Annotated in this window: 19 protein-coding genes; 15 read left to right on the forward strand and 4 right to left on the reverse strand. The window is 69.0% G+C overall.

The annotated features are described in order from the left end of the window. Positions 1-217 precede the first annotated feature (217 nt). Both G6045_RS23090 and G6045_RS23095 read left to right on the forward strand, forming a co-directional pair. Positions 218-1111, forward strand: coding sequence for a carboxymuconolactone decarboxylase family protein (locus G6045_RS23090; protein WP_165333965.1), 894 nt, complete (start codon positions 218-220; stop codon positions 1109-1111). Between the two features lie 40 nt (positions 1112-1151). Beyond that, on the forward strand, positions 1152-1601 hold the full coding sequence (locus G6045_RS23095; protein ID WP_165333966.1) for a MerR family transcriptional regulator: 450 nt from the start codon (positions 1152-1154) through the stop codon (positions 1599-1601). Between the two features lie 68 nt (positions 1602-1669). On the opposite strand, the gene G6045_RS23100 is transcribed toward G6045_RS23095, so the two are convergent. Next, the gene (locus tag G6045_RS23100; protein ID WP_165333967.1) at positions 1670-2545 is read right to left on the reverse strand and encodes a MurR/RpiR family transcriptional regulator; all 876 of its coding nucleotides are present in this window, start codon (positions 2543-2545) and stop codon (positions 1670-1672) included. A gap of 175 nt (positions 2546-2720) precedes the next feature. On the opposite strand from G6045_RS23100, the gene G6045_RS23105 reads away from it, so the two are divergent. Both G6045_RS23105 and G6045_RS23110 read left to right on the forward strand, forming a co-directional pair. Next, positions 2721-3662: an N-acetylglucosamine kinase gene (locus G6045_RS23105; RefSeq protein WP_235968201.1), complete on the forward strand. Its 942-nt coding sequence runs from the start codon at positions 2721-2723 to the stop codon at positions 3660-3662. 140 nt (positions 3663-3802) lie between these two features. Next, complete coding sequence (locus tag G6045_RS23110) at positions 3803-4567, forward strand: sugar isomerase domain-containing protein (RefSeq protein ID WP_165333968.1); 765 nt, start codon at positions 3803-3805, stop codon at positions 4565-4567. A 102-nt stretch (positions 4568-4669) separates the two neighbouring features. On the opposite strand, the gene G6045_RS23115 is transcribed toward G6045_RS23110, so the two are convergent. Then, positions 4670-8536, reverse strand: coding sequence for a GH92 family glycosyl hydrolase (locus tag G6045_RS23115; RefSeq protein WP_165333969.1), 3867 nt, complete (start codon positions 8534-8536; stop codon positions 4670-4672). 957 nt (positions 8537-9493) lie between these two features. Between G6045_RS23115 and ngcE the strand changes: the two genes are divergently transcribed. From ngcE to G6045_RS23150, 7 genes are all read left to right on the forward strand, one after another. Beyond that, the gene (gene ngcE / locus G6045_RS23120) at positions 9494-10825 is read left to right on the forward strand and encodes an N-acetylglucosamine/diacetylchitobiose ABC transporter substrate-binding protein (RefSeq protein ID WP_235968203.1); all 1332 of its coding nucleotides are present in this window, start codon (positions 9494-9496) and stop codon (positions 10823-10825) included. Positions 10826-10832: 7 nt separating this feature from the next. Beyond that, a complete protein-coding gene (locus G6045_RS23125; RefSeq protein WP_165333971.1) occupies positions 10833-11915 on the forward strand; it encodes a carbohydrate ABC transporter permease in 1083 nt (360 codons plus the stop codon). Next, positions 11912-12802: a carbohydrate ABC transporter permease gene (locus G6045_RS23130; RefSeq protein WP_165333972.1), complete on the forward strand. Its 891-nt coding sequence runs from the start codon at positions 11912-11914 to the stop codon at positions 12800-12802. Before G6045_RS23125 ends, G6045_RS23130 begins: the two co-directional genes overlap by 4 nt. 329 nt (positions 12803-13131) lie before the next feature. After that, a complete protein-coding gene (locus G6045_RS23135; protein WP_165333973.1) occupies positions 13132-14361 on the forward strand; it encodes an ROK family transcriptional regulator in 1230 nt (409 codons plus the stop codon). A 133-nt stretch (positions 14362-14494) separates the two neighbouring features. Then, positions 14495-15604 carry a sugar ABC transporter substrate-binding protein gene (locus G6045_RS23140; protein ID WP_165333981.1) on the forward strand — a complete coding sequence of 370 codons (1110 nt, stop codon included), beginning with the start codon at positions 14495-14497 and terminating at the stop codon, positions 15602-15604. Between the two features lie 237 nt (positions 15605-15841). Beyond that, positions 15842-16633, forward strand: a complete 792-nt coding sequence (locus G6045_RS23145) for an ATP-binding cassette domain-containing protein (RefSeq protein WP_165333974.1) — start codon at positions 15842-15844, stop codon at positions 16631-16633. Continuing rightward, positions 16630-17907 carry a sugar ABC transporter permease gene (locus G6045_RS23150; protein WP_165333975.1) on the forward strand — a complete coding sequence of 426 codons (1278 nt, stop codon included), beginning with the start codon at positions 16630-16632 and terminating at the stop codon, positions 17905-17907. Before G6045_RS23145 ends, G6045_RS23150 begins: the two co-directional genes overlap by 4 nt. 156 nt (positions 17908-18063) lie before the next feature. Here G6045_RS23150 and G6045_RS23155 read toward each other — a convergent pair whose 3' ends face one another. Beyond that, positions 18064-18723, reverse strand: a complete 660-nt coding sequence (locus G6045_RS23155; protein WP_165333976.1) for a response regulator — start codon at positions 18721-18723, stop codon at positions 18064-18066. Between the two features lie 175 nt (positions 18724-18898). Next, positions 18899-19933 (reverse strand): sensor histidine kinase, encoded by a 1035-nt coding sequence (locus G6045_RS23160; protein WP_165333977.1) that lies wholly within the window; start codon positions 19931-19933, stop codon positions 18899-18901. A 200-nt stretch (positions 19934-20133) separates the two neighbouring features. Between G6045_RS23160 and G6045_RS23165 the strand changes: the two genes are divergently transcribed. From G6045_RS23165 to G6045_RS23180, 4 genes are all read left to right on the forward strand, one after another. Further along, positions 20134-21231: an NYN domain-containing protein gene (locus G6045_RS23165; protein ID WP_206344076.1), complete on the forward strand. Its 1098-nt coding sequence runs from the start codon at positions 20134-20136 to the stop codon at positions 21229-21231. 282 nt (positions 21232-21513) lie between these two features. Beyond that, positions 21514-23436, forward strand: a complete 1923-nt coding sequence (dxs, locus tag G6045_RS23170) for a 1-deoxy-D-xylulose-5-phosphate synthase (protein ID WP_165333978.1) — start codon at positions 21514-21516, stop codon at positions 23434-23436. A gap of 191 nt (positions 23437-23627) precedes the next feature. After that, positions 23628-25112, forward strand: coding sequence for an amino acid permease (locus tag G6045_RS23175; protein ID WP_165333982.1), 1485 nt, complete (start codon positions 23628-23630; stop codon positions 25110-25112). Between the two features lie 145 nt (positions 25113-25257). Continuing rightward, a partial coding sequence (locus G6045_RS23180; RefSeq protein WP_165333979.1) for an ArnT family glycosyltransferase occupies positions 25258-26744 on the forward strand: 1487 nt, incomplete at its 3' end.

Here is a 26744-nt window from a genome sequence, read left to right on the forward strand (position 1 = left end):
GGGCCGGGGGCCTGGGGGAGGTCCGGTTGCGACAAGGCGCTCTCCTTGGGGGCGTGCGCGCTACGTTCGCGATGCGGTCGTCACGTATCGGACTATTCACCATATAAGGGGTGCGGCCTGTTGTCGCGCGTGATGACGCACGGTGACCGGGGGCTGTGAGCGGGCAGGGCAGGACGGGGCTTGTGTTAGCGCGCGCTCTAATTTCTACGGTGGCGCCATGACTCAGCAAGAGCAGCAGCACTCCGTCACCAGCCGCCGCGCCGTCGCCAAGGCCGCCCTCGTCGGGCTCGGGGTGGCGGGCGTACCGCTCGCCGCTGCCGGACCGGCCGCCGCGGCGCACGCGGAGTCCGACCGCTACGCCCGGGGCTTCGCCACCCTGCGCCGGATCTCGGGCGAGCGCGGAGCCGAGACCATCAGGTCCTTGCAGGACATCGCCCCCGATCTGGGCCGCTACATCGTCGAGTTCGCGTTCGGCGACGTCTACTCACGGCCCGGACTCGACCCGCAGCAACGGCAGTTGGTGACGATCGGCGCGCTCACCGCCCAGGGCGACACCGCACCGCAGCTGGACTTCCATATCGACGCGGCCCTGAGGGTCGGCGTGCGCCCCGCCGAGATCGTCGAAGCGCTGATCCACACCGTGCCGTTCATGGGCTTTCCCCGGGCGCTGAACGCGGTCTCCGTGGCGCGGAAGGTCTTCGCCGACCGCGGCGTGACGTTCGAGCCGCCCGTACAGAACGATCCCCGCGACCGCTACGAGCGCGGCGCCGAGAACCTGAAGCGGATCGACGGCGAGCACGGGCTCGAGGTGATCGAGTCGCTGGGGGACATCGCGCCCGATCTGGGCCGCTACATCGTGGAGTTCGCGTTCGGCGACGTCTACCACCGGCCGTGGCTCAGCCCGCAGCGCCGTCAGCTGGTCACCGTCGGCGCCCTGACCGCCTTCGGCGACACCGCCCCGCAGCTGCGCGTCCACATCGGCGCGGCCCTGAACGTCGGCCTGAGCCCGGCCCAGGTGATCGAGACGCTGCTGCACACCGTGTCGTACGCCGGGTTCCCGCGGGTCCTGAACGCGGTGGGCGTGGCCAGGGAGGTGTTCGAGAACCACTGATCGCGGGGGTCGGGGGCCGGGGTCTGCCTACGGTGGTGGCATGACTGCATCAGGTACAGGCCGGAGCACCTCGCGTAGGGGCGGGAGCGTCTCGGGCACCGGCCGCGGCACCCGGACCATCACCGAGACCTCCGAGCTCACCGGCATGAGCGCCCACACGCTGCGCTATTACGAGCGGATCGGGCTCCTCGACCGGGTGGAACGCGGGCCGGACGGGCGGCGACGGTACCGCGATGAGGACCTCGCGTGGCTCGCGTTCCTGACCCGGCTGCGCACCACGGGGATGCCCATCCGCGACATGCAGCGCTTCGCACAGCTGCGCAGACAGGGTGACGCGAGCGCACCGGACCGGCTCGCGCTGCTGCGCCGGCACCGCGAGGCCGTACGACGGCAGATCGCCGAACTCACGGACTGCCTGGGGGCGTTGGACGCGAAGGTGGAGCACTACGAGGCGCTGACGGCGCGGGATGCGGCGGGCCGCCCCGGGTGAGCGGCGTGCCCCCGGGTGAGCGGCGCGCCCCGGTTGAGCAGCCCGCCCCGGCTGGGCAGCCCGCCCGGCTAGGTGCGGCGCCGGCCGCGTGCCGCGTGTTCCTCGCGAATGTGTTCCGTGAGCGCGATCGAGGCCGTGGCCCGGTCGTACGAGAGCTGGGCCACCCGTGCGTACAGGCAGTCGATGATCAGCAGGACGGAGTGCCGCGTGCCGAACCCGCCGTGCCGGAAGCTCGTCTCGCCGGAGGTCGAGGCGAGGTGCAGCGAAGCGGCCTGGGCTGCGGGGGAGCGGGGGTCGGAGGTGATGGCGATCGTGGTGGCCCCTCGCTCGGCGGCAAGGCGCAGCGGGCTCACCACCTCGCGCGTACTGCCGGAGTGCGAGAGCGCGACGGCCACGTCGGCGGGCGTGAGCAGGGACGCCGAGGTCTCCGCGGCGTGCACCTCGGTCCAGCCCCTGGCCTGGCAGCCGATCCCGAACAGTCGCGACTCCGCCTCACGGGCCAGCACGCCCGAAGCGCCCACACCGTAGACATCGATACGGCGGGCCTTCGCCACAGCCCGTGCCGCACGTTCGAGGGCGTCGCGGTCGAGGCGCTCGACGGTGCCGCGCAGCGCCTGGAGATCGGCGTGCGCGATGACCTCGATCACCTGGTCCAGGGTGTCGTCGGGGCCGATGTCGGGCCCGAGCGGCTGCCCCCGCGTGAACCCCTCCTGGGCGAACTGCCCCTGCTCCTTGGCGAGTTCGAGCAGCAGTGACTGGTACGAGTCGAGCCCGATGGCCTGGCAGAAGCGGGTGACCGTCGCCTGTGATGTGCCGGTGCGGCGCCCGAGGTCCGCCGCCGAGGTGTGGGCCAGCGCCGCCGGATCGGTGAGCACCTGCTCGGCGACCTTGCGCAACGAGGCGGTCAGCCGGGGCAGTTCGGAGTGGATCAGGGTGGTGATCACGGGGGCTCGGCTCGATTCGTGGCGGGTGCGCGGGGCTCGCGGGTTGTGGCTTGTGGCGGGGCGGTGCTGGGGAGTGCGCTGGGCAGTGCGGCCCGGCTCGGCGCGCGAAGCTCTTGTCAGGCGGCGATTCTATCAACCACCATGCAGTGTGATCCATGAATCATCGGAACGGTCCTTGGCCTCCCGCGAACTGCCCCTGCTGATAGGGATCGACGCCGGAGGCACCCGTACCCGCGCGTACTGCGCAGACGCCACGGGCCGGCCGGTGGGTACGGGGGACAGTGGCCCAGGCAACGCGCTGGGCGTCCGACCCGAGGCCCTCGTACGGCATTTGAGCGAGGCGATGGCGGCCGCCGTGCCGGCCGGGATGCGCGGCCGCGGAGCCGTCGTCGCGGCCGGTTTCGCGGGCGGAGGGTACGGGCGCGGGCGGGACGCCGCGGTGGCGTGCCTGGCACGGGCGCTCGAGGAGCTGGGCATCGAGGCGGCCGCCCTCGAGGTGTACGGGGACGCCGAAGTCGCGTTCGCCTCGGGCCCCGGGGCGCCGGCGGACGGGCTCGTCCTGATCGCGGGTACGGGTGCGACCGCCGCGCGGATCAGCGGACGGCGCAGCGCACAGATCGTGGACGGGCACGGATGGCTGCTCGGCGACGAGGGGAGCGGGTTCTGGCTGGGGCGGGAGGCGGTGCGGGCGGCCCTGTGGGCCCTGGATGGACGTGGACCGCACTCGCTGCTCGTGGAGCGCGTGCTGGAGCTGGCCGCGCCCGGGAAGGACCGTGACGACCGCCCGCTGCTCAGGGACGTCATCGCGGACTGGGCCTACTCCCGGCCGCCGGCAGCGCTGGCGGCGCTCAGCCCGCTGGTGGTCGGGACCGCGGCGGAAGGCGATCAGGTGGCGCTCGGGCTGCTCGACGACGCGGCCGACGAACTGGCCGACAAGCTCCGTGTGCTGGGCGCCCGCCGCGGTGAACTCCTGGTCGCCACGGGCGGCTTGATCGCGCCGGGCGGCCCGCTGGCCGGTCGTCTCGCCGTACGGGTGGAGTCAATGGGGCTGCGTCTGACGGCTGTTCGGGACGGCGGGGCGGGGGCCGTGGCGCTGGCCGGCCTCTTGACGCACTGACCCGCCTGGTTCATCGTTTCAACGATCCTGAACCTTGGCGGTTCGATGAACCGAAACAGTGAATCCGAAACAGTGAACCGAACACTGAGTCCGAATACTGAGTCCGAACACTGAGTCCGAACAGTGAGAGTGGGAACTCCATGACCGACCCGCAGATCAGCGCAAGCCTCTTCGCCGACCAGGCGCGCGCCGCCCTCGACGCGGCGATCGACGCCAACAAGGAGGCGGTGACGGTGGCGGCCCGCCTGTTCGCGGACAGTGTCGCGGCCGACGGAGTGATCCACGCCTTCGGCACCGGCCACTCGCAGGCCACGGCGCTGGAGATCTCGGGGCGCGCGGGAGGACTGATCCCCACGAACCGGATCGGCCTCGGCGACCTGGTGCTCCGCGGCGGCGAGGACCGTTCCGTGCTGGCCGACCCGCTGCTCGAACGCCGGCCGGGACTCGCCGCGCGGCTCTACGAACTGAGCACCCCGCGCCCGCAGGACCTCTTCGTGATCATCTCCAACTCGGGGGTCAACAACTCCATCGTCGACATGGCGCAGTTGGTGAAGGAGAAGGGCCACCACCTCGTGGCCATCACCTCGATGGAACACACCCGCTCCGTCCCCGCCCTGCACGCCAGCGGCAAGCGCCTCGCCGACCTGGCGGACGCGGTGCTCGACAACGGCGCACCGGCGGGTGACGCCCTGCTGCCGCTGCCCGGCGGTGGCCACCTGTGCGGCGTCTCCACCCTCACGTCCTCGACCCTGGCCCAGATGGTGGTGGCCGACAGCGTGGCCCTGCTGATCGCCGAGGGCTACGACGTCCCGGTCTACATCTCCGCCAACCTCCCGGGCGGCTTCGAACGCAACGCGACCCTCGAGGCCCGCTACGAGGGACGGCTGCACCGGGGCGGGTTCTGAGGCATCCGTACGCTCAGCGGGCCGCTTCGATGGCGCGCCGCAGACGAAAGCGCCGGGTGAGCCGGCCATAGCCCGCTCACCCGGCGCCTCACGCAGCGTGGGTCAGGAGATCAGCTCCACCTCCGCCAACGTCGCCTCGCCGCCCGCGAACACCAGGCGGTACTTCGCGTACGCACCCGGGTCGTCCACCGTGAACGCCCGAGTCTGCCGGTCCCACGCGAAGGACTCGCCCGAGCGTTCGTCCAGGTCCGTCCAGCGCGACCCGTCCGACGAGCCCTGCAGTACCCAGCCCGACGGGGCCTCGGCCTTGTCCGCCGAGGTCAGGGTGTACTGGAGCGCACGCGTGCGGTCGGAGACCGGGAGGTCCACCGAGGCCGAAGTGGCGGACGTGGCCGATGAGTTGTCGAACAGCTCACCCGCACCCGCAAGCACATCGTCCCGTGGCGACGGCACCTTGTCGTCGCGCGTGATCGAAACCGGGGCCGCCGAACCTCCCGTGCCCCACTTGGACGGCTTCGGACCCATGTCGAACTCCAGGACACCGCCCTTCGCGATCACCGCGTGCGGAAGTGCGGTCGACGACCACTGCTTGCCGTTGACCTTCAGCCCCTGGACGTAGATGTTCGACGCACTGTTCTTCGGCGCCTTCACGACCAGCGTCCGCCCGTTGTCCATACGGACCGTCGCCTTGTCGAACAGCGGCGAGCCGATCGCGTACTCGCCGCTGCCCATCACGAGCGGGTAGAAGCCGAGCGCGGAGAAGAGGTACCAGGCCGACTGCTCGCCGTTGTCCTCGTCACCGTGATAGCCCTGCCCGATCTCGCTGCCGACGTAAAGCCGCGACAGCACCTCGCGGACCTTCTCCTGTGTCTTCCAGGGCTGCGAGGCCGCGTTGTACATGTACGTGGCGTGGTGGGCGACCTGGTTCGAGTGCCCGTACATGCCCATCCGGACGTCCCGCGCCTCGGTCATCTCGTGGATCACGCCGCCGTACGAGCCCTTGAACTCGGGCGATGCGGTCTCCGGCGTCGAGAAGTACGTGTCCAGCTTGTCGCCGAGCCCGGAGCGGCCCCCGTACAGATTGGCCAGACCGCGCGAATCCTGCGGCGCGGTGAACGCGTAACCCCACCCGTTCGTCTCGGTGTAGTCGTAACCCCAGATCCGCGGGTCGTACGCGCCGGACGGGACGCGCCAGTCGCCCTTCAGGTCGCGGCCCTGGAAGAAGCCCTTGCTGTCCGTGTCCCCGCCGCCGGCGGCGGCATCGAACAACTTCACATAGTTCTGGGCCCTGTTGAGGAAGTAATCCGACTCCTCCTTGTAGCGCTTCTTTCCGGTCTCGCGGTAGAGCTTCCGTCCCAACTGTGCGATGCCGTAGTCGTTGAGATAGCCCTCGAGCGACCAGGACAGGCCCTCGTGGGTCTCCGTCGACGCGTAACCGAGGAAGGGGGACGTCTCCATTCCCTTGCGGCCTACGCCCGACGACGGAGGCACCACGGTGGCGTTCTTCAGCGCCGCCTCATAGGCCGACGCCGCGTCGAAGTCGACACCCTTCACATACGCGTCCGCGAAAGCGACGTCCGAGGACGTGCCGGTCATCAGATCCGCGTAACCCGGCGAGGACCAGCGGGATATCCAGCCGCCGTCCTTGTACTGCTGGACGAATCCGTCCACCAGCTCACCGGCCTTGCCGGGAGTGAGGAAGGAGTACGCGGGCCAGGTCGTCCGGTACGTGTCCCAGAACCCGTTGTTGACGTACACCTTGCCCTCGACGATCTTCGCGCCGGTGTGCGTCGGAGTGTCCGGCTTCTCGGCCGGCGAGAAGGGGCTCGCGTACAGGTGCTTCGAACCGACCTTCTCGAAACCGGAGTTGGGGTAGAGGTACAGCCGGTAGAGCGAGGAGTAGAGCGTGACCAGCTGGTCGTGCGTGGCGCCCTCGACCGTCACGCGGCCGAGGATGTCGTCCCACTGCTTCTGCGCGGCGGACTTCACCGCGGAGAACGACCGGCCCGCCGGGAGCTCCGCGTCCAGGTTCGCCTTCGCCTGGTCCACCGAGATCAGCGAGGTCGCGATCCGCATCGTCACCGTCCGGTCCTCGCCCGCGTCGAAGCGGAAGTGGCCCTTCACCCCGGACGCGGCACCGCTCGTGACGGGTTTGTCGAAGGTCCCGTACACGAAGAGCCGCGTGGCGCCGGTCGACAGACCGCTCTTCACGTCCGAGTACCCGGTCACGACACCCTTGTCGGTGTCGAGCGTGAGCCCGGCCTTGTCCGAGACGTTGTCGAAGATCACCGAGGCGTTGTCGTCCGGATACGTGAAGCGCATCAGCGCCGCATGGTCCGTCGGCGTGATCTCGGAGGTGATGCCGTTCGTCGACTTCACCGCGTAGTAGTGCGGCTTCGCGGTCTCGTCCGCGTGCTTGAAGGGCAACGCCCGCTTGGCCCGGTCGAGTTCGGGCGTTCCGGCGTCCTTGGACGGCAGCACCTGGAACGTCTGCCGCTCGCCCATCCACGGGCTCGGCTCATGGCTGGCGCTGAACGCCTGGATCGCCGGCAGATTGTCCGCGTTGTTGCCCCGCTGGTAGTCGTAGAGCCAGCTGAGCGAGCCGGCGTTGGTCACCGGCGTCCAGAAGTTGAATCCATGCGGCACGGCAGTGGCGGGGAAGGTGTTGCCGCGCGAGAAGCCGCCGCTGGAATTGGTGCCGCGGGTCGTCGAGGCGTAGTCCGAGAGGTTGCTGTGCACCTCTTCGGGCGCCTTCGGGGCGATGGATATGTCGTCGAGCCAGCCGCGGAATTTCGCCGGCCCCTTCGGGGCGTCGTACGCGACCAGAATCCGGTCGATGGTCTTTCCGCGTGCCACCCGGCCGATGTCCGAGGCCACGTGGTTCCACTGGTTGACATACAGCCGCTTCGCCTCGGCCTGCCCCTGCGGAGTGAGCTTTCCGCCGTGCGCGTCGACCGCGCCCAGATCGCTCAGATATGTGCCGTCGGTGAAGGCGAGATCGACACTGGCGAAGGTCGCCGGATACTTCAGGTCCGGCTCGTTCTCCGGCAGCTGCGGGAAGATGCGGTACGAGAGTTCCGTATTGCGCTCGACCGCCACATCGACATCGAAGATCTTGTTGTACGAGTACGCGCGCCCGTCCGGCTTGTGCGTCCCCGCATAGCGCAGCGCCCGCTTCCCGGTGAACCCGGCGCCGGATTTCGCGGTCGGCGAGCCGCTCGGCCCGCGGTCGACCGCGCTCTGCATGTCCTCGGGGACCGGCTGGCTGGTGTCGCCGTCGGAGAACTGCACATCGGCCAGCTGCAGCGCGTCGCCCGCTCCGTTGTTCGCGGTGAAGTCGATGCGGTAGTGCGCGTACGCCGTCGCGTTCTCGAACTCGTACGTCTTGGTCTGGAAGCGCTCGGCGAAGCTCTCGCCGGTGCGGGTGTCGAGGGTCGTCCACTCCTTGCCGTCCGCGGATCCCTGCAGCTTCCAGTCCTTGGGGTCGCGCTCGGCGTGATCATTGGCCGAAGTCAGCGCATACGTCACGACCTTGACCGGATCGTCCAGATCGAACTCGACCCAGCCGGTCGGCGCGAAGGTGAGCCACTTCGACGAGGACTCCAGGTCGACCAGGTTCTCCTTGACCTCGCCGGACCCCGCGTTCTCGCCGCTCGCGCGGACCTCGGTGACGCGGTCGGTGACATTGCCCGGAATGCCACTGCTGAACCCGCCGTCGACCCCGGAGGCCTTCTTCTTGCCGTCGGGGCCCGTCTCGGGGGTGTTGCGCCAGTCGATCGCCGCTTGGTCGTCCTCGAAGGAGGAGCTGAACTCCTTGGCGGCGGCCGGTGCTTGGGGCGGGCCGGCGACGGCGGCGCCCTGACCGGTGACGACCAGGGCCAAGGCGCAGGCCGTGCCGAGCAGGGCGATGGATTTCGACGGTCTACGGCGGTGGTGGCTGTGCTGGGATGTGCGGGAAGTCCCGGACATCAGCGTCCCTCCCTCGATGTGGACAACGTTGTCAACGGTCGGCGCATCGTCCAGTAGGTGGCCAAGTGCCCAGTGGTGTCAAGGGTGTTGCAGGGTTGCGCGAGGGGGTGGCGGTGCGAATCTGCCGGCGTGGCAAGTGGGCGCGTGCCGTGCGTTCGGTCCGCCAGGGCGCAGGTGACCCATTCGTCCGGACAGGCCATCTCGACAGCGTTGCAAGAGTGATGGGCATGGGCGCGAGATTGGCCGAGTTCCGCGCAGCGTGAACGGCTCCGAGTGTGCTGTCGTGACGTCTCGTACGGCCCGGAATGCTTCCCTCCGGCCCCCGGTGATCAAGGTGCTGGATATCCGTGAGGTCTCAACTCAGGAAAGACTGGCATCCAAACCTGCATTCGATCTTGCCCACTTGAAGGGAAGTGGACTATACCTGTCGGCGTCCGAGCATCCTGCGGAAGCGGGGGCGCGGCGGGGGAGCAAGGGGCCTAGAACGTTCTGGCGTCAACAGTTCGCCCACCTCAGTAAATGCAGCAGCACTTAGAGCTTCATCTGTTCGCGGGCGCCGGTGGATTCCGCTGCACCGCCTGAGTCCAGGGGGAGGCGAGGACTTGAGTATGGGATCCACCCTCGGCGTAGGTCATCGCGATCTGATCAGGGGCGTCGGTCACGGCGCCACGCACCTCGCAGCTGATCATCATCGGCGCCGCTGAGCGGCTCCGAAACAACGGTGAAACGCCCCGGATGTCCCTCTCCGCCGATATTCCACGCGGAGACTCACCCGAAGCCGCGCTCACAGGTAAGTGCGGCAAGCGCATCGCCGACCTGGCCCTGACGGCCGAACACGCAGTGAAACCCATGAAGATCGAATCGATCAGTGAGGATGCAGAGATGACGACTCGTTTGGGGTCTCTTGACAGGCGGATGTTCCTGCGCGGGGCGATTGCAGCAGCGGCCACGGCATCGTTGGCGACTGCATGTGGCTCTCCGTCCTCCGGCAAGGACGACGACAAGGGCACGAAGGGCAAGACCTCGGCCAAGAACCCGTTCGGCGTCGCCAAGAACTCCAAGGTCGAGGCGGCCATCTTCGACGGCGGTTACGGCGTCGACTACGTCACCTTCGCCGGCACGGTCGTCCCGAAGCAGGTCGCCGGTGTCAAGGTCGATGTCAAGCCGGTCGTCGACATCGCCCCGCAGCTCCAGCCCCGCTTCGTCGGCGGCAACCCGCCGGACCTCATCGACAACTCGGGTGAGGACCAGATCGGCTTCCTGGGGATTCTCGACCAGCTCGAGACGCTGGACGATGTCTTCGAGGCCAACAACTACGAGGGCAAGAAGATCGCCGACACGGTGTACGCCGGCGTCAAGGTGCCCGGCACGTACAACGGCAAGTTCGTCGCGCTCAACTACGTGATGACTGTGTACGGCGTCTGGTACTCCAAGACGCTGTTCGAGGCGAACGGCTGGACCGCCCCGAAGACCTGGGACGAGGCGTACGAGCTCGGCAAGAAGGCCAAGGCGAAGGGCAAGTACCTCTTCGCCCACGGCAAGGAAGCCGCCACGTACTACCAGACGCTGCTCATCGACTCCGCGATCAAGGAGGGCGGCGACGAGGTCCGCATCTCCCTGGAGAAGCTGGAGGCGGACTCCTGGTCGCAGCCGGCCGTCCAGGGCGTCCTCAAGGTCATGGAGAAGATGGTCAAGGAGAAGATGTTCGTCCCGGGCGGTTCCGGAACTCAGTTCCAGAAGGCCCAGGCGAGCTGGAGCAACGACCAGAAGGCGCTGCTCTACCCGTCCGGTGGCTGGATCGAGAACGAGATGAAGGACGCCACCAAGAAGGACTTCCAGATGACCGGCATCCCGGAGATGACGCTCACCGCCGACTCGAAGATGCCCTACGAGGCGGTGCGCGCCGCCGCGGGCGAGCCGTTCATCGTCCCCAAGCAGGCCAAGAACGCGGCCGGCGGCAAGGAGGTGCTGCGGGCGATGCTGTCCAAGGAGGCGGCCTCCAACTTCTCCAAGACCAAGCTGGCCCCGACCATCGTCAAGGACACCGTGCCCGCCGACGGCTACGGATCGACGGCGCTGGTCTCGCAGTCGAAGATGCTGGCCGACGCGGGCGAGAACATCTTCGACTGGAAGTTCGTCGGCGCGTACGGCATCAACACCGACATGCTGGTGCCGTGGAACTCGTTCCTCGCCGGCGACCTCGACGCCAAGGGCCTGACCTCGGCTCTGCAGAAGATCTCCGACAAGATCCGGGAAGACGACTCCATCGAGAAGTTCGAGGTCAGCTAGTACCGCCATGAGTGACACGATCACCAAATCCGAACCCGCGAGCGGCCGGCTCAAGTCGGCCGCTCGCGGCGGGCGGCCACGGCGCCGCAAGCTCACCTTCGACCGTGTGACGTTCTTCCTCGCGTTCCTCGGCATACCGCTGACCGTCTTCGTGCTCTTCGTCCTGTATCCGTTCATCCAGGCGATCTACTGGGCGATGACCGACTGGCGCGGCTACAGCCCCGACTACAACTTCGTCGGTCTCGACAACTTCACCAAGATGTTCGAGGACGACGTCTTCCTGAAGGCGTTGCGCAACGTGGCGCTGCTTGCGGCCGTCGTGCCGCTGGTGACGTTGACCCTCGCCCTCGGGGTCGCGGTGGCCATCACCCTGGGCGGGCCCAGCAAGGGTCCTGTCCGAGGGATCCGGGGCGCGTCGTTCTACCGGATCATCTCGTTCTTCCCCTACGTCGTGCCGGCGATCATCGTCGGTCTGATCTGGGCGCAGATGTACGACCCGAACGCCGGCCTGCTCAACGGCATGCTCAACAAACTCGGTCTCGACTTCGAGGCGTTCGCCTGGCTGGGCGAGAAGTCGACCGCCATGCCGGCCCTGATGTTCACCTTCGTCTGGGGGCTCGTCGGGTTCTACGCGGTGCTCTTCATCGCGGCGATCAAGGGTGTTCCGGGCGAGTTGTACGAGGCGGCCAAGATCGACGGGGCCGGCCGGTTCCGGACGACGATCTCGATCACCTTGCCGTCGATCCGGGACAGCGTGCAGACCGCGTACATCTACCTGGGCATCGCCGCGCTGGACGCCTTCGTCTTCGTACAGGCGCTGCTGCCGAACGGTGGGCCGGACAACTCGACTCTCACCATCAGCCAGCATCTGTTCACCACCGCCTTCCGCAAGGGGCAGTTCGGATACGCCACCGCGATGGGTGTCGTCCTCGCGGTGGTCACCTTGGTGTTCGCGGCGCTGGTGTTCGCCGTCAACCGGCTGACAGGCGGTGGCGAGGACAAGAAAGCGAAGGCTCCCCGGCGCAAGGCTCCACCTGCGGGCATTGAGAGCGGGGCTCTGCCTGCTGGAGCCGAAGGAGGTGCTCGATGAGCGCCACAACCGCCGACCCGAGCCTGCTGGCCGACCGGAAGCTGGTGAAGAGGACCCACAGCAGCGACCGAAGGTTCGCGGCGATCTCACACACCCTGCTCTCCATATGGGCCGTGATCGTGATCGTGCCCATGCTGTGGGTGCTGATGTCGTCGTTCAAGTCGACCGGCGAGATCCTGTCGTCGCCGTTCTCGCTCCCCAACGAGTGGAAGTTCGAGAACTACGCGAACGCGTGGTCCGACGCGAGCATCGGCAAGTACTTCCTGAACTCGGCGGTCGTCGTTGTCTCCGCACTGGTTCTGGTCATGCTCCTCGGCGCGATGTGCGCCTACATCCTGGCCCGGTTCCAGTTCCCCGGACGCCGGCTGATCTACTACACGATGCTGGCGGGACTGACCTTCCCCGTGTTCCTGGCGATCGTGCCGCTGTTCTTCCAGTTGCAGAACTTCGGGCTGCTGAACACGCGTCTGGGACTGATCCTCACCTACGTCGCGTTCGCGCTGCCGTTCACGATGTTCTTCCTCTATTCGTTCTTCCGGTCACTGCCGCATGACGTCTACGAGGCCTCGCAGATCGACGGCGCCGGCGAGTGGCGGGCGTTCTTCCAGGTCATGCTGCCGATGGCCAGTCCCGGCATGGCCGCTGTGGCGATCTTCAACTTCCTCGGGCTGTGGAACCAGTTCCTGTTGCCGGTGGCTTTGAACACCGACCAGGACAACTGGGTCCTGACCCAGGGGATGTCCGCCTACGCGGCCTCTCAGGTCTACGACATCGACTACGGTGCGCTGTTCGCGGCGATCGTGATCACGGTGGCACCTGTACTGGTCGTGTATGTCATCTTCCAGCGCCGGATCGCCGGTTCGGTGTCCCAGGGCACCTTCCGCTGACACCTGCTGTCCGACTGCCCGCCGAAGCCGAGATCGTTGGCCTCGGCGGGCAGTCGTGTGTGGAGCAGACCCTTCTTGTACGGAGTGGAGCCCGGGTTGCCGCAACCCGGGCTCCACTCCGTGGCGGGCGTTCTGCCGTGCGGCGGACTCGATCACTCCGCCCACCAGGCCGTAGTCCGAATTGTGACCCCGGGCCAGTCCTGGTCCCGGCCGTTCTCTTTCTCTCAAGGGCTTGACGGGGCGCAACCCCTCAGGCTCAGCTTAGAGTTCATAAGTTGGAGATAGTCGGGGGGCTGCAATGACGCCGCGGCCCCGGCAAGGAGGTCGTCGTGCAGACTCCGGGGTCGCAGTCGTCACTGCACCGGGCCAATCTCGAGCGGGTCGTGAGGGCCGTGCGGATGGCAGGCTCGCTCACCCAGGCGGAGATCGCCAGGACGACGGGCCTCTCAGCGGCCACAGTCTCCAATATCGTGCGCGAGCTCAAGGACGGCGGAACCGTCGAGGTCACGCCCACATCGGCGGGCGGCCGCCGCGCCCGCAGCGTCTCGCTCAGCGGGGACGCGGGCCTGGTCGTAGGGGTTGATTTCGGGCATACGCATCTACGCGTCGCGATCGGCAACCTCGCGCACCAGGTGCTCGCCGAGGAATCCGAGCCTCTCGATGTGGACGCCTCGTCCGCGCAGGGCTTCGACCGGGCGGAAGTCCTGGTCAGCCGGCTGATCGAGTCCACCGGCGTGGACCGCTCCAAGGTCGCCGGCGTCGGACTCGGTGTCCCCGGCCCCATCGACGTGGAGTCCGGCACGCTCGGCTCGACCTCGATCCTGCCGGGCTGGCAGGGCATCAACCCTGCTCAGGAGCTGTCCGAACGCCTCGGTGTCCCGGTCTCGGTCGACAATGACGCCAACCTCGGCGCGCTCGGCGAGCTGGTCTGGGGGAGTGGACGCGGGGTCAAGGACCTCGCGTACATCAAGGTCGCCAGCGGGGTCGGCGCGGGCCTGGTGATCAACGGGGAGATCTACCGGGGCCCGGGCGGCACGGCGGGCGAGATCGGGCATATCACCCTCGACGAGTCGGGGCCGGTCTGCCGCTGCGGCAACCGCGGCTGCCTGGAGACCTTCGCGGCCGCCCGCTATGTGCTGCCGCTGCTTCAGTCCAGCCACGGCACGGACCTGACCATGGACAAGGTGGTCGCGCTCGCCCGCGAAGGGGACCCCGGCTGCCGCCGGGTGATCTCGGACGTGGGCCGGCACATCGGCAGCGGGGTCGCCAATCTCTGCAATCTGCTCAACCCGTCGAGGGTCGTGCTCGGCGGGGACCTCGCCGAGTCCGGCGAGCTGGTCCTGGCACCCATCCGCGAGTCGGTGGGACGCTATGCCATCCCCAGTGCGGCCCGCCAACTCTCCGTACTCCCCGGGGCACTTGGCGGCCGCGCCGAGGTTCTCGGGGCCCTCGCCCTCGCGCTCAGCGAGATGGGCGATTCGACCTTGATCGACCAATCCGTCCAGAGCGCTGCCGTCGATGGCGCGCTCCGTACGGCGCCGACTCCTGTCTTCACTTAGATAACGAATGGCACCGTTGTCATCTCGTTAAGTATTAACTCCTTGACGCTGGCAACGGGGCCGAGTTGACTCACTGCCACCTCGGCCGCAACGACGCGGCCTCGTCAGGGAGGTTTCCCCAGTGAATACGCGTATGCGTCGTGCGGCCATAGCCATCGCCTCGACCGCCATGGCTGTTTCTCTCGCCGCCTGTGGTAGCGCCGCCGAGTCCGGCGACAAGGCCGAAGAGTCCAACGGCGGCAAGGCCAAGGGTGACGACATCACCGTCGGTCTGCTCCTGCCGGAGAACCAGACGGCTCGTTACGAGAAGTTCGACAAGCCCATCATTGAAGAGCAGATCGGCAAGCTCACCAATGGCAAGGGCAAGCTCGAGTACCTGAACGCCAAGCAGGACGCGACCGTCCAGTCGCAGCAGATCGACACGATGATCACCAAGAAGGTCGACGTGCTGATCCTGGACGCGGTCGACTACAAGGCCGTCGCCAACGGTGTGAAGAAGGCCAAGGAGGCCGGTATCCCGGTCGTGGCCTACGACCGCCTGGCCGAGGGTCCGATCTCCGCCTACACCTCGTTCGACAACACCGAGGTCGGCAAGACCCAGGGCGAGGCCCTCCTGAAGGCCCTGGGCGACAAGGCCAAGGACGGCCAGGTCGTCATGATGAACGGCTCCGTCACCGACCCGAACGCCGCGCAGTTCAAGGCGGGCGCCCACTCCGTCCTCGACGGCAAGGTGAACATCGGCAAGGAGTACGACACCAAGGAGTGGAAGCCGGAGAACGCCAACGCCAACATGGAAGGCGCGATCTCCTCGCTCGGCAAGGACAAGATCATTGGCGTCTACTCCGCCAACGACGGCATGGCGGGCGGCATCATCACCGCCCTCAAGGGTGCCGGTCTGTCCAAGCTCCCGCCGGTCACCGGTCAGGACGCCGAACTCGCCGGTGTGCAGCGCATCATCGCCGGTGAGCAGTACATGAGCGTCTTCAAGTCCTACCCGGCCGAGGCCGAGACCGTTGCCAAGATGGCCGTCTCGATCGCCAAGACGGGCAAGCTGGACAGCTCGCTGGAGACCAGCACGGTCGACAGCGGCACCGACAAGGGCATCCCGTCCGTGATCGTTCCGGTGGTCTCCCTCACGCAGGAGAACATCAAGGACACGGTCATCAAGGAGAACTACTACACCGTCGACGAGATCTGCACGGCCAAGTACAAGGCCGCCTGCGACAAGATCGGCCTGAAGTAGTCCCCAGGGGCCCGGGGGCGGCCGCCGTACCGGCAGCCTTCGGCCCCACGGACTTGCCGCAAGGCAACTCCCCTGTTCCCTGCGGGACTTGCGCACCTGTCGAAGGCGCGCTCCCGTGGAAGCACGTCCGGCGCCCCGCCGCCGAAAGCCCCGCAGCTCAACGGCGGGGCGCCGGACGGAACACCCCTCACTTCTCTGTACAACCTCCCGCCGGGTCAGGCTCAGGCGGCGAAGGAGATGGTTCACGTGTCCGCTACGCCCGTGCTGGCGTTGCGCGGGGTCTCCAAGCGATTCGGTGCCGTCCAGGCGCTCACCGATGTAGAGCTCGAGGTCCACGCCGGCGAGGTGGTCGCCCTGGTCGGCGACAACGGTGCCGGAAAGTCCACGCTGGTCAAGACGATCGCCGGCGTGCACCCCATCGATGACGGTGTCATCGAGTGGGAGGGCAAGAAGGTCGCCGTCAACAAGCCGCACGACGCCCAGGACCTGGGCATCGCGACCGTTTACCAGGACCTGGCGCTGTGCGACAACATCGACGTCGTCGGCAACCTGTTCCTGGGCCGTGAGCTCCGCCGCCGCGGGGTGCTCGACGAGGTCGAGATGGAGCGCCGCTCGCGCGAGCTGCTCCAGACCCTGTCGATCCGCATCCCCAGCGTGCGTATCCCTGTCGCCTCGCTCTCCGGCGGTCAGCGCCAGGTCGTGGCCATCGCCCGCTCCCTGCTCGGCGAGCCCAAGCTGGTCATCCTCGACGAGCCCACCGCGGCGCTCGGTGTCGAGCAGACCGCGCAGGTCCTCGACCTCGTCGAGCGACTGCGCGAGCGCGGTCACGCGGTCATCCTCATCAGCCACAACATGGCCGATGTGAAGGCCGTCGCCGACAAGGTCGCGGTCCTGCGCCTTGGCCGTAACAACGGCGTGTTCGAGGTCAAGTCGACCTCGCAGGAAGAGATCATCTCCGCCATCACCGGAGCCACGGAGAACGCCGTGACCCGCCGTGCGGCGCGCAGCAACGCGGAGGCTCAGAAGTGAGCATCGACAAGACCAAAGCGCCCGTGGACTCGCCGGCCGCAGCCGCCGACGCCGTCACGGCCATCGACCCCCGGCTCCTCGTGCGCGAGCAGGGATTCGCGGGCTACATAGGCGAGTTCAAGCGCAAGATGCGCGCCGGTGACCTGGGCGCCATGCCGGTGGTCGTCGGTCTGATCGTCATCGTCGCGATCTTCCAGAGCCTCGACTCCGCCTTCCTCAGCGCGCAGTACCTGAGCACCATCTTCGTCGCGATGGTCGCGACCGGAATGATGGCCGTCGGCATCATCTTCGTACTGCTCCTCGGCGAGATCGACCTGTCGATCGGCTCGGTCAGCGGTGTCTCCGGCGCGATCATGGCCGTGATGACCGTGACCCACGGCATGAACGAGTGGCTCGCCATCGCCACTTCGCTGGTCGGGGGCGCCGCGATGGGAGCCATCCACGGCTTCTTCTTCGCCCGGATCGGTGCGCCCGCCTTCGCCGTCACCCTGGCGGGCCTGCTGTTCTGGAACGGCTTCATGCTCCAGCTCCTGGGGTCCAACGGCACGATCAACATCGACAGCGACGGCGTGGTCGGCCAGCTCACCACGTACTACTTCTCGGATGTCGCCGCCGCCTACGGGCTCGCGGTCGTCGCCGTGGCCGGTTACTTCCTGTCGGCCTACTTCGGCGCCAAGCGCCGCGAGGCCGCCGGGATCCCGTCGCGTCCGCTGAGCGAGATCATCCTGCGTACGGTGCTGCTCGCCGTGGCCGTCTTCGGCGTGGCGATCATCTTCAACCAGTACAAGGGCCTGCCGCTCGCGGTGCTGCTCTTCGCCATCGTCCTGGTCGGCAGCGACTTCCTGCTCCGCCGCACCGCGTACGGCCGCAAGATCTTCGCGCTCGGCGGCAGCGTCGAGGCCTCGCGCCGTGCCGGTATCAACGTCACGGCGATCCGTGTCTCCGTCTTCGCCATCGCGGGCCTCTTCGCGGCGGTCGGCGGTCTCTTCTGGGCCTCCAAGATCGCGGCGGCCAACCAGAGCGCCGGCGCCGGCGACCTCCTGATGAACGTCATCGCGGCGGCCGTCATCGGTGGCACCAGCCTCTTCGGTGGCCGTGGCCGCACCTGGAACGCGCTGCTCGGTGTACTGGTGATCACCTCGATCCAGTACGGCCTCGCGCTCCTGGGTATCGCCACCCCGATCCAGTACATGATCACCGGTGGCGTCCTGCTCGCCACGGTCTGCATCGACTCGATCACCCGCAAGACCCAGAAGTCGGCGGGCCGCGCGTAATCCCGCTCACGCCCCAGCCCGGTGCCTCCTTGCGAGGTGCCGGGCTTCGGCTTGTCCGGCGGCAGGCACCGGGCTTCGGCCTGTACGGCCGGCTGAGGTGCGCGGGTCCGGCTCACCGCCAGGCCGACCTGCCGCCGGTTCGGCTCAGAGGCCGGTTCAGCTCACCACACCGCTGTCCCAGGCCCAGACCGCCACGGCCACGCGGTTGCGGGCGTTCAACTTCCGCTGAATCACCGCGAGGTGGTTCTTCACCGTGCCGGGGGCCAGGGTCAGGGCGGCCGCTATCTCCGCGTTCGTCTCGCCGCGTGCGACCCGCTCCACCACCGCGCGTTCGCGTTCGGTCAGCGGTTCGTACGGGACGGGCGGCGGGGCGGTACGGGCGCGCGGGGAGGGCGTCAGCTGCCGCAGCAGCCGTACGGTCACCTGCGGGCTGATCAGCGCCTCGCCCGCGACCGCGGCACGGACCGCCTCCGCGAGGAGCGCCGGGCCCGAGCGCTTGAGCAGGAACCCCGAGGCACCGTTGCGCAGCGCGGTGTGGACGTACTCGTCAAGATCGAACGTCGTGACCACGACCACCCGGATCGGGTCGGTGACCTCCGGTCCCGCCAGCGCCCGGGTGACCTCCAAGCCGTCGAGCCCTGGCATACGGATGTCGGCAAGCACCACGTCGGGGCGCAGATGCAGGGCCTGTTCCACCGCGGACTTCCCGTCGGCGGCCTCGGCGACGACCGTCATGTCCGGCTGCGCGTCGAGCAGGATCCGGAACGCGTACCGGATCGCCTGCTGGTCGTCGGCGAGGAGGATGCGGATCGTCATAGGGGCACCGTCTTCATGGGGTCGCCGTCGTCATGGGGTCGCCGTCGTACCGGGGTCGCCGTCGTACCGGGGTCGCCGTCGTACCGGGGTCACCGTCGTCATGGCGCCACTGTCGTCATAGGGCAGCCGCCAGGCGTGGGGTGGTCCATGGTGCCGATCATGTCATGCGCGGGTGTCACCGCCCCGGCCCCCGAACCGGCAGCAGGGCCGTGAGCCGCCAGCCGTCGCCCTGCGCCGGACCCGCTGTCAACTCGCCGCCCAATGCGGCCACTTGGGCGGACAGGCCGGCAAGGCCACGGCCGCCACCGGCCCGCCCCGCCCTCCGGAACCCGGAGCGCGCGGGCCTGCCGTCGTCGTGTACGCGCACGCGCAGCCCGTCCGGGCCTGGGCCCGTCACCGTGACCTCCACACGGGTCGCGTCCCGCGCGTGCCGCCGTATGTTCGTCAGCGCCTCGACCACCACCCGGTAGGCGGTCATGGACACCTCGCGCGAGACGTCCGCGTCCTCGGTGGAGCAGTCGAGCACCGCGTGCGGGACGCTCGACGCGTCGAACCGGCCCACCAATTCCGGCAGTTGGGCCAGCCCGGGCAGCGGCGCCCGCCCGGATTCCCGCGCCCCGGCGCCGTCGGTGTGCAGGACATGCACCGTACGGTCCAGGGAGGACAGCGCGCGCCGCGCCGCCGACTCGATCGCGGCCAACTGGGCCGCCCCGGCGGCCGGATCGTGCTCGGCGAGCACCTGGCCGGCCTGGGCCAGCGCCAGCATTTCGCTCACGTCGTGAGCCACGAAATCGTGCAGATCGGCGGCAAGGCGCAGCCGCTGTTCGCGCTGCGCCGCAAGGACCGACCGCTCGCGGCGCCGGTCGAGCAGGCGCAGATACATGCCCGTCCCCACGGCGGCGAGCGCCACGAGCAGCCAGACGGCCACGCCCGCGACGAGCGCCTGCGTCACCGGCGCCCGGCGCAACAGCGACAGTGGTCCGGCGGCCGCGGCAAGGGCCGTCAACGCCACCCCCACGCGCCCGCCGGACCAGCGGGTCGCGAACACCGTCAGGGACAGCAGAAGCCCGAACTCCGCAACGGCCAGTGCCTCAGGGCCCGTTGACCCGCCTGTCGCCATGAGGGCGGCCGTCACCGCCAGTGAGACACCTCCGCAGGCGCCGGCCACCGGCCCCGCCCAATGCGCCATCGCCCGCCCCTTGTTGTCCATGACCGCGAGCCTATGACCTGCCCGGACGCCCGCCCCCTGCCATTCGGCACCCCGTCCCGCCGTACCGGCCGCAAGCGATGCCGATCGGCACGGGCGCGCGCGGCGCCCGGCGGCGAAGGATCGAGTCATCGGATTCGAGCTGTCGGATTCGAGTCATCGGATTCGAGTCATCGGATTCCACGACGCGGAGGTGAGGGCCGATGAAGGCCAGTTGGTTCGGTTACGCGGCGGCGCTGTGGTCGCTGCTTTACGGCGTGTTCGGGGTGTACTGGGCGCTCGGCGGGGACGCGGTGGCCTACCCGTTCGCGCCGATCGACGAGGACCACCGCTCCGCATCGCTCCTCGAGGGCGCTCCGGCGGAGGTGGTCGGCACGGTGGCGGGCGTCCTCGGCGTGGTCGGCGTGGCCGCCGGGATGGCGCTGGCGCGGGGACTCGGCCACGGGCGGCTGCGCACGGCGCTGCTCTGGTACGGCTGGGGCAGCGGGGTCGCGCTGGCCCTGGTGATCCCCGACTACACACTGATCGCCGTGGCCGCGCTGTGGCCCGTCCTGATCGTGTTCGCCTTCACCGGGGTGCCCGGACAGCAGGACGGTGTGGCCGACATCCTCTACTGGCACCGCGTGCACCTGATCATCGTCTTCGCCGGCGGCCTGCTGTGGGCCCTCGCCGCGCTCGCGTACCGGCGCAGGACCGCCGGATCGCGTGTCCGCTGCGGACGCGGCCACCGGCACGGCACGGATCCGGCGGCCCTGCGCCGCTGGGGCCGGCGGGCGGTGTGGGTGGCGGTGCTCTCGCAGATCCCGTACGAGGTCACCCGGGTCGCGTGGTACTTCGGATGGCCGCTGGGGATCACGGACGAATTCCTGGCGGAGATGCAGGACACCCCGGGCATGCTGGCGATGGGGCTGGCCGCGGGACTCGTATCGCTCGGCGGGGCGGCGCTCACCCACGGCCTGACGGCGCGCTGGGGTGAGGTGTTCCCCCGTTGGACGCTGTTCCTGGCGGGCCGCCGGGTGCCACCGCTGCTCGCTGTGATCCCGGCCACCGTCGTCGCGGTGGCGCTGATCCCCGCAGGGCTGATGAGCCTGCGCATGGTCGGCGACGAGGCGGGCTGGGGCGTGACGGGCCCCAGCGTCTTCTGGACGGCGTGGGGCGCGGCGCTCGGCGTGGCCGCCCTCGCGTACCACCTGCGCCGCCGCGGGGCGTGCAAGCGCTGCGGGCGGGGCGGCGAGGAGGTCTCCGTACGGGACGACGTCTCCGTACAGCCGGACATGACCCTTTCGGTGGCCGAGCGGTGAGCGGTGAGCGGTGCCGGCCGGCCTCGCGCGGCTCGAGGGGGGAGGCGGGAATTCCGCCCGCGTCAGGCGCAACCCCGCAGCACCCACCCGGCGTCCTCGCCGGACAGGGCCGTACGCGGTCGTGCACGGAGCCGGACCGGCCGCGTACACCCCGCAAACACCACTGCGTACCGCCGAACGCGTGACATACCCGACGACGCCCTTGCCGGGCGGAACATTAGACTCGACAGACCCGGCACCGCATTGACAGCTCGACCGAAACACAACCGCTAGGAGGCACGGGTGGGCCTGCTGACCCGCATCAAGGGGCCGCGCGACCTGGACCGGCTCAGCCATGAGCAGCTGGACCAGCTGGCCGCTGAGATCCGGACCTTCCTGGTCGACGCGGTCTCCAAGACCGGCGGCCACCTCGGCCCGAACCTCGGCGTCGTCGAGCTCACCATCGCCCTGCACCGCGTCTTCGAGTCGCCCAAGGACAGGGTGCTGCTCGACACCGGCCACCAGAGCTATGTGCACAAGCTGCTCACCGGCCGCCAGGACTTCTCGAACCTGCGCGCCAAGGGCGGCCTGTCCGGCTACCCCTCGCGCGCCGAGTCCGAGCACGACGTGATCGAGAACAGCCACGCTTCCACGGTGCTCGGCTGGGCCGACGGTCTGGCCAAGGCCAACGAGGTCCTCGGCAAGGACGACCACGTCGTCGCCGTGATCGGCGACGGCGCCCTCACCGGCGGTATGGCCTGGGAGGCGCTGAACAACATCGCCGCCGCCAAGGACCGCCCGCTGGTGATCGTCGTCAACGACAACGAGCGTTCGTACGCCCCCACCATCGGCGGCCTTGCGAACCACCTGGCGACCCTGCGCACGACGGACGGGTACGAGCGTTTCCTGTCCCGTACGAAGGACCTCCTGGAGAAGACGCCCGTCGTCGGGCGCCCGCTCTACGAGACGCTGCACGGCGCCAAGAAGGGCCTCAAGGACTTCATCGCCCCGCAGGGCATGTTCGAGGACCTGGGTCTGAAGTACGTCGGTCCGATCGACGGCCACGACATCCAGGCCCTGGAGTCCGCGCTGATGCGCGCCAAGCGCTTCGGCGGCCCCGTGATCGTGCACTGCCTCACCGAGAAGGGCCGCGGCTACCAGCCCGCCGTCCAGGACGAGGCCGACCGCTTCCACGCCGTCGGCGTGATCCACCCGGACACGGGTCTGCCGGTCGCCGCCTCCGGCGCCGACTGGACCAGCGTCTTCGGTGACGAGATGGTCGAGCTCGGCCGGGAGCGCAAGGACATCGTGGCGATCACCGCCGCGATGCTGCAGCCGGTCGGCCTGAAGAAGTTCCAGGCCGCGTTCCCCGACCGGATCTTCGACGTCGGCATCGCCGAGCAGCACGGCGCGGTCTCCGCCGCCGGGCTCGCGACCGGCGGTCTGCACCCGGTCTTCGCCGTGTACGCGACGTTCCTCAACCGCGCCTTCGACCAGCTGCTCATGGACGTGGCCCTGCACAAGTGCGGTGTCACCTTCGTGCTCGACCGCGCCGGCGTCACCGGTACGGACGGCGCCTCGCACAACGGCATGTGGGACATGTCGATCCTGCAGTGCGTCCCGGGCCTGCGCCTGGCCGCACCGCGCGACGCCCAGCAGCTTCGCGCCCAGCTGCGCGAGGCGGTCGACGTCGACGACGCACCGACCGTCGTGCGCTTCTCCAAGGGCCTGGTCGGCCCGGCCGTGCCCGAGGTCGGCAAGGTCGGCGGCATGGACCTGCTGCGCAAGGCCGGCACGGACCGCCCGGACGTCCTCCTCGTCTCCGTCGGCGCGCTCGCCCCGATGTGCCTGGAGATCGCCGGTCTGCTCGACAAGCAGGGCATCTCCACCACGGTCGTCGACCCGCGCTGGGTGAAGCCCGTCGACGAGGCGCTCGCCCCGCTCGCCGAGCAGCACCGCGTCGTCGTCACCGTCGAGGACAACGGCCGCGCCGGCGGTGTCGGGTCCGCCATCGCCCAGGCGCTGCGCGACGCGGGCGTGGACGTACCGCTGCGGGACTTCGGTATCCCGCCGCGCTTCCTCGACCACGCCTCGCGCAAGGAGGTCATGGCCGAGATCGGTCTGACCGCACCGGACATCGCGCGGCAGGTCACCGGTCTCGTGTCCAAGCTGGACGGCCGCTACGAGAGCGCCGCGAGCGAGACCGTGGAGCCGGCCCGGGACTGATCCCCGGCACCGAGCGTCATCAAGGCCCGGCCGGACCGCCCTTAACGGGTGGTCCGGCCGGGCCTTTCGTGTGACGTAGGGCCCGGTCACGGGTACCCGCCCGCCCACCATCCCGATCATGTCCCTCGACACGAGCGCAGGGAGGCACACCGGTGACCACACCGCAGGGCACACGCAATTCCGGGGGCGGAATGTTCCGCACCAAATCCGTCGAGCAGTCGATGCGCGACACAGAGGAACCCGAGCACGCACTCAAGAAGTCGCTCTCCGCCCTGGACCTCACGGTCTTCGGCGTGGGCGTGATCATCGGCACCGGCATCTTCGTCCTCACCGGAAAGATCGCCAAGGAGACCGCGGGTCCTGCGGTCGCTCTCGCCTTCGTGGTGGCCGGTCTTGTCTGCGCGCTCGCGGCGCTCTGCTACGCCGAGTTCGCCTCGACCGTCCCCGTGGCCGGCTCCGCGTACACCTTCGCGTACGCCTCCCTCGGTGAACTGCCCGCATGGATCATCGGCTGGGACCTGATCCTCGAGATGGCGCTCGGCTGCGCGGTGGTCGCGGTCGGCTGGTCCGGCTATGTGCGCTCGCTGATGGACACGGCCGGTCTGCACCTGCCCGACGCCCTCACGGGAACGCGGGACGGCGACTTCGGCTTCGACATCCTGGCCTGTCTGCTCGTGCTGCTGCTCACGGGCATCCTGATCGCCGGGATGAAGCTCTCCTCACGGGTCAGCGCCGTCGTCGTGGCCCTCAAGGTCAGCGTCGTCCTGGTCGTGATCCTCGTCGGCGCCTTCTTCATCACGGGCTCCAACTACAACCCGTTCATCCCGCCGTCCCAGCCGGGCGAGGCCGGCAACGACATCACCTCGCCGCTGATCCAGCTGATGTTCGGCTGGGCGCCCACCAACTTCGGCGTGATGGGCATCTTCACCGCGGCCGCCGTGGTCTTCTTCGCGTTCATCGGCTTCGACATCGTGGCCACGGCCGCGGAGGAGACCAAGAACCCGCAGCGGGACGTCCCGCGCGGCATCCTCGGTTCGCTGCTCATCTGCACCCTGCTCTATGTGCTCGTCTCGATCGTCGTGACCGGTATGCAGAAGTACACCGAGCTGTCCACGGACGCCCCGCTCGCCGACGCCTTCAAATCCGTCGGCCATCCCTTCTGGGCGGGCCTGATCAGCTTCGGCGCGGCCGTCGGACTCACCACCGTGTGCCTGATCCTCCTGATGGGCCAGACCCGGGTGTTCTTCGCGATGAGCCGCGACGGACTGCTGCCCAAGCCCTTCTCCGTGGTCCACCCGCGCTTCGGCACCCCGTACCGCTCGACGATCCTGCTCGGTGTGATCGTGGCGATCGTGGCCGGCTTCACCTCGATCGACGAACTCGCCGAACTGGTCAACATCGGCACCCTGTTCGCCTTCGTCGTGGTCGCCATCGGCGTGGTGATCCTGCGCAAGAAGCGCCCCGACCTGCCACGCTCCTTCCGCACCCCGCTGGTCCCGTTCGTCCCGATCCTCTCGGTCGCGGCCTCGTTCTGGCTGATGCTCAACCTGCCCGCGGAGACCTGGCTGCGGTTCGGCATCTGGATGGTCCTCGGCGTGATCATCTATTTCCTGTACGGGCGCAAGCACAGCCGCCTCGGCAAGCATCTGCCGCCGCGCGAACCGGTGGTCGACTGACGCGGCACGCGAACCGGTGGTCGACCGACCCGGCCGCTGACCCCGGCCCACAACTCCCTGTCATCACACGTGAGTTTCCTGCGTAACCCTTCGGCCTCGTATGTCCCGCTTCGGTGAGGGCTGCGGGGCCGTTAGCTTGGCCCCTATGCTCGCTGAGCCTTCCGCTTCGTCACGTTCCGTACAAGGGCTGCCCATTCACCGGACCGGTACGAGTCCGGTGCCCCGTCCGCGTGCCGGTGACGATCCGCCCGCACCGTCCTCAGCAGGCACCCGCTACTGGCCGAGGCTGCTCGCCGTCCTCGCCGTACTCGCCTGCGTGACCCGGATCCCGTCCTTCGTCTGGCCGGTGTGGAACCCCGACGAGGGGTTTCTCGCCACCCAGGCGAGGATGCTGGCCTCGGGCGGTGAGCTGTACGAGACGGTGGTCGACCGCAAGCCGCCCCTCGTGCCCTGGCTCTACCAGGGCGCGTTCGCGCTGTTCGGCGACGACTCCCTCGTACCGCTGAAGATCCTCGCCGTAGCGGCGGTGTTCCTGACCGCGGCCCTGCTCGCCGCGCTCGCCCGCCGCCGCTGGGGCGACGGCGCCGGCCGTACGGCCGGGATCCTCTCCGTGCTGCTGTCCATCGGCCTCAATCCCGAGGACACCCAGGCCGCCACCTTCGAGGTCTTCATGCTGCCGTGCACCGCGGCCGCCATGTGGTGTGCGGACCGGCGCCGTTGGGGCTGCGCGGGCCTCGCCGTCGCCGCCGCCTTCCTGACGAAGCAGACGGGTGCGGCGGTGCTCCTGCCCGTGCTCTGGCTGCTGTGGCAGTCGGGCCGCCCCCGCGGCGCACTGCTGCGCCTGACCGCCGGTGGACTTGCGCCGCTGCTCGCCGCGGCCCTGGTGACCACCCCCACCGGCTTCCTCTTCTGGACCGTCACCGGCTCCGGCGCCTACGCCTCCTTCACCGGCTCCGAACTCCACGTCCTCTTCCGCGCGTTGGGCAACACCGCCCTGCTCGCCGTGGCCTGCGCGGGCGTACTCCAGCCGATCGTGCGCGTCCTGCGGATCGCCCGCACCGGAGCCGCCGACCTCTGGCTCTGGCTCGGCTCATCGACGGCGGCGGTCTGCCTCGGCTTCCACTTCTTCGGCCACTACTACCTCCAACTCATCCCGCCCCTCGTCCTGTTGGGCACCGCCGCGCTGCAGATCCTGCCCCGGGTCTGGCTCCCCACGGCCCTGCTGACCACGGCCTGCACCTGCGCGTTCTTCCTTGTGTGGGGCCTGGTGACGCCGCGCCCCGAACTCGCCCACGCGGCCCGCGTCGCCTCCGCCGTGCAGGCCCGCACCCAGCCCGGCGACCGGGTCCTCATCTGGGGCATACACCCCGAGACGTACTGGCTGGCCGACCGCGTACCGGCCAGCCGCTTCCTGACGGCGGGCCTGCTCACCAACTACAGCGGAGGCCGCAACGGCCCGCAGGTGGGCGAGAAGTACGCAGTACGCGGCGGCTGGACGACTTTCCGCGAGGAGCTGACCACCCGCCCCCCGACCCTGATCGTGGACGACGCACGCGGAAAGCCGTACGGCGTGGAGCGGGTGAAGGGGCTGCGGAAGGCGCTGGAGCGCGGGGGGTATCAGCGGGCGGGGGT

Origin of the sequence: Streptomyces mesophilus (assembly GCF_011044995.1) — a bacterium.
GTDB classification, from domain to species: domain Bacteria; phylum Actinomycetota; class Actinomycetes; order Streptomycetales; family Streptomycetaceae; genus Streptomyces; species Streptomyces mesophilus.

Coding starts and splice junctions, on each gene's coding strand:
- G6045_RS23090 (WP_165333965.1), top strand. CDS start 218: ATGACTCAGCAAGAGCAGCAGCACTCCGTCACCAGCCGCCGCGCCGTC.
- G6045_RS23095 (WP_165333966.1), top strand. CDS start 1,152: ATGACTGCATCAGGTACAGGCCGGAGCACCTCGCGTAGGGGCGGGAGC.
- G6045_RS23110 (WP_165333968.1), top strand. CDS start 3,803: ATGACCGACCCGCAGATCAGCGCAAGCCTCTTCGCCGACCAGGCGCGC.
- G6045_RS23115 (WP_165333969.1), bottom strand. CDS start 8,536: ATGTCCGGGACTTCCCGCACATCCCAGCACAGCCACCACCGCCGTAGA.
- G6045_RS23125 (WP_165333971.1), top strand. CDS start 10,833: ATGAGTGACACGATCACCAAATCCGAACCCGCGAGCGGCCGGCTCAAG.
- G6045_RS23130 (WP_165333972.1), top strand. CDS start 11,912: ATGAGCGCCACAACCGCCGACCCGAGCCTGCTGGCCGACCGGAAGCTG.
- G6045_RS23140 (WP_165333981.1), top strand. CDS start 14,495: ATGCGTCGTGCGGCCATAGCCATCGCCTCGACCGCCATGGCTGTTTCT.
- G6045_RS23145 (WP_165333974.1), top strand. CDS start 15,842: ATGGTTCACGTGTCCGCTACGCCCGTGCTGGCGTTGCGCGGGGTCTCC.
- G6045_RS23155 (WP_165333976.1), bottom strand. CDS start 18,723: ATGACGATCCGCATCCTCCTCGCCGACGACCAGCAGGCGATCCGGTAC.
- G6045_RS23160 (WP_165333977.1), bottom strand. CDS start 19,933: ATGGACAACAAGGGGCGGGCGATGGCGCATTGGGCGGGGCCGGTGGCC.
- G6045_RS23165 (WP_206344076.1), top strand. CDS start 20,134: ATGAAGGCCAGTTGGTTCGGTTACGCGGCGGCGCTGTGGTCGCTGCTT.
- G6045_RS23175 (WP_165333982.1), top strand. CDS start 23,628: ATGTTCCGCACCAAATCCGTCGAGCAGTCGATGCGCGACACAGAGGAA.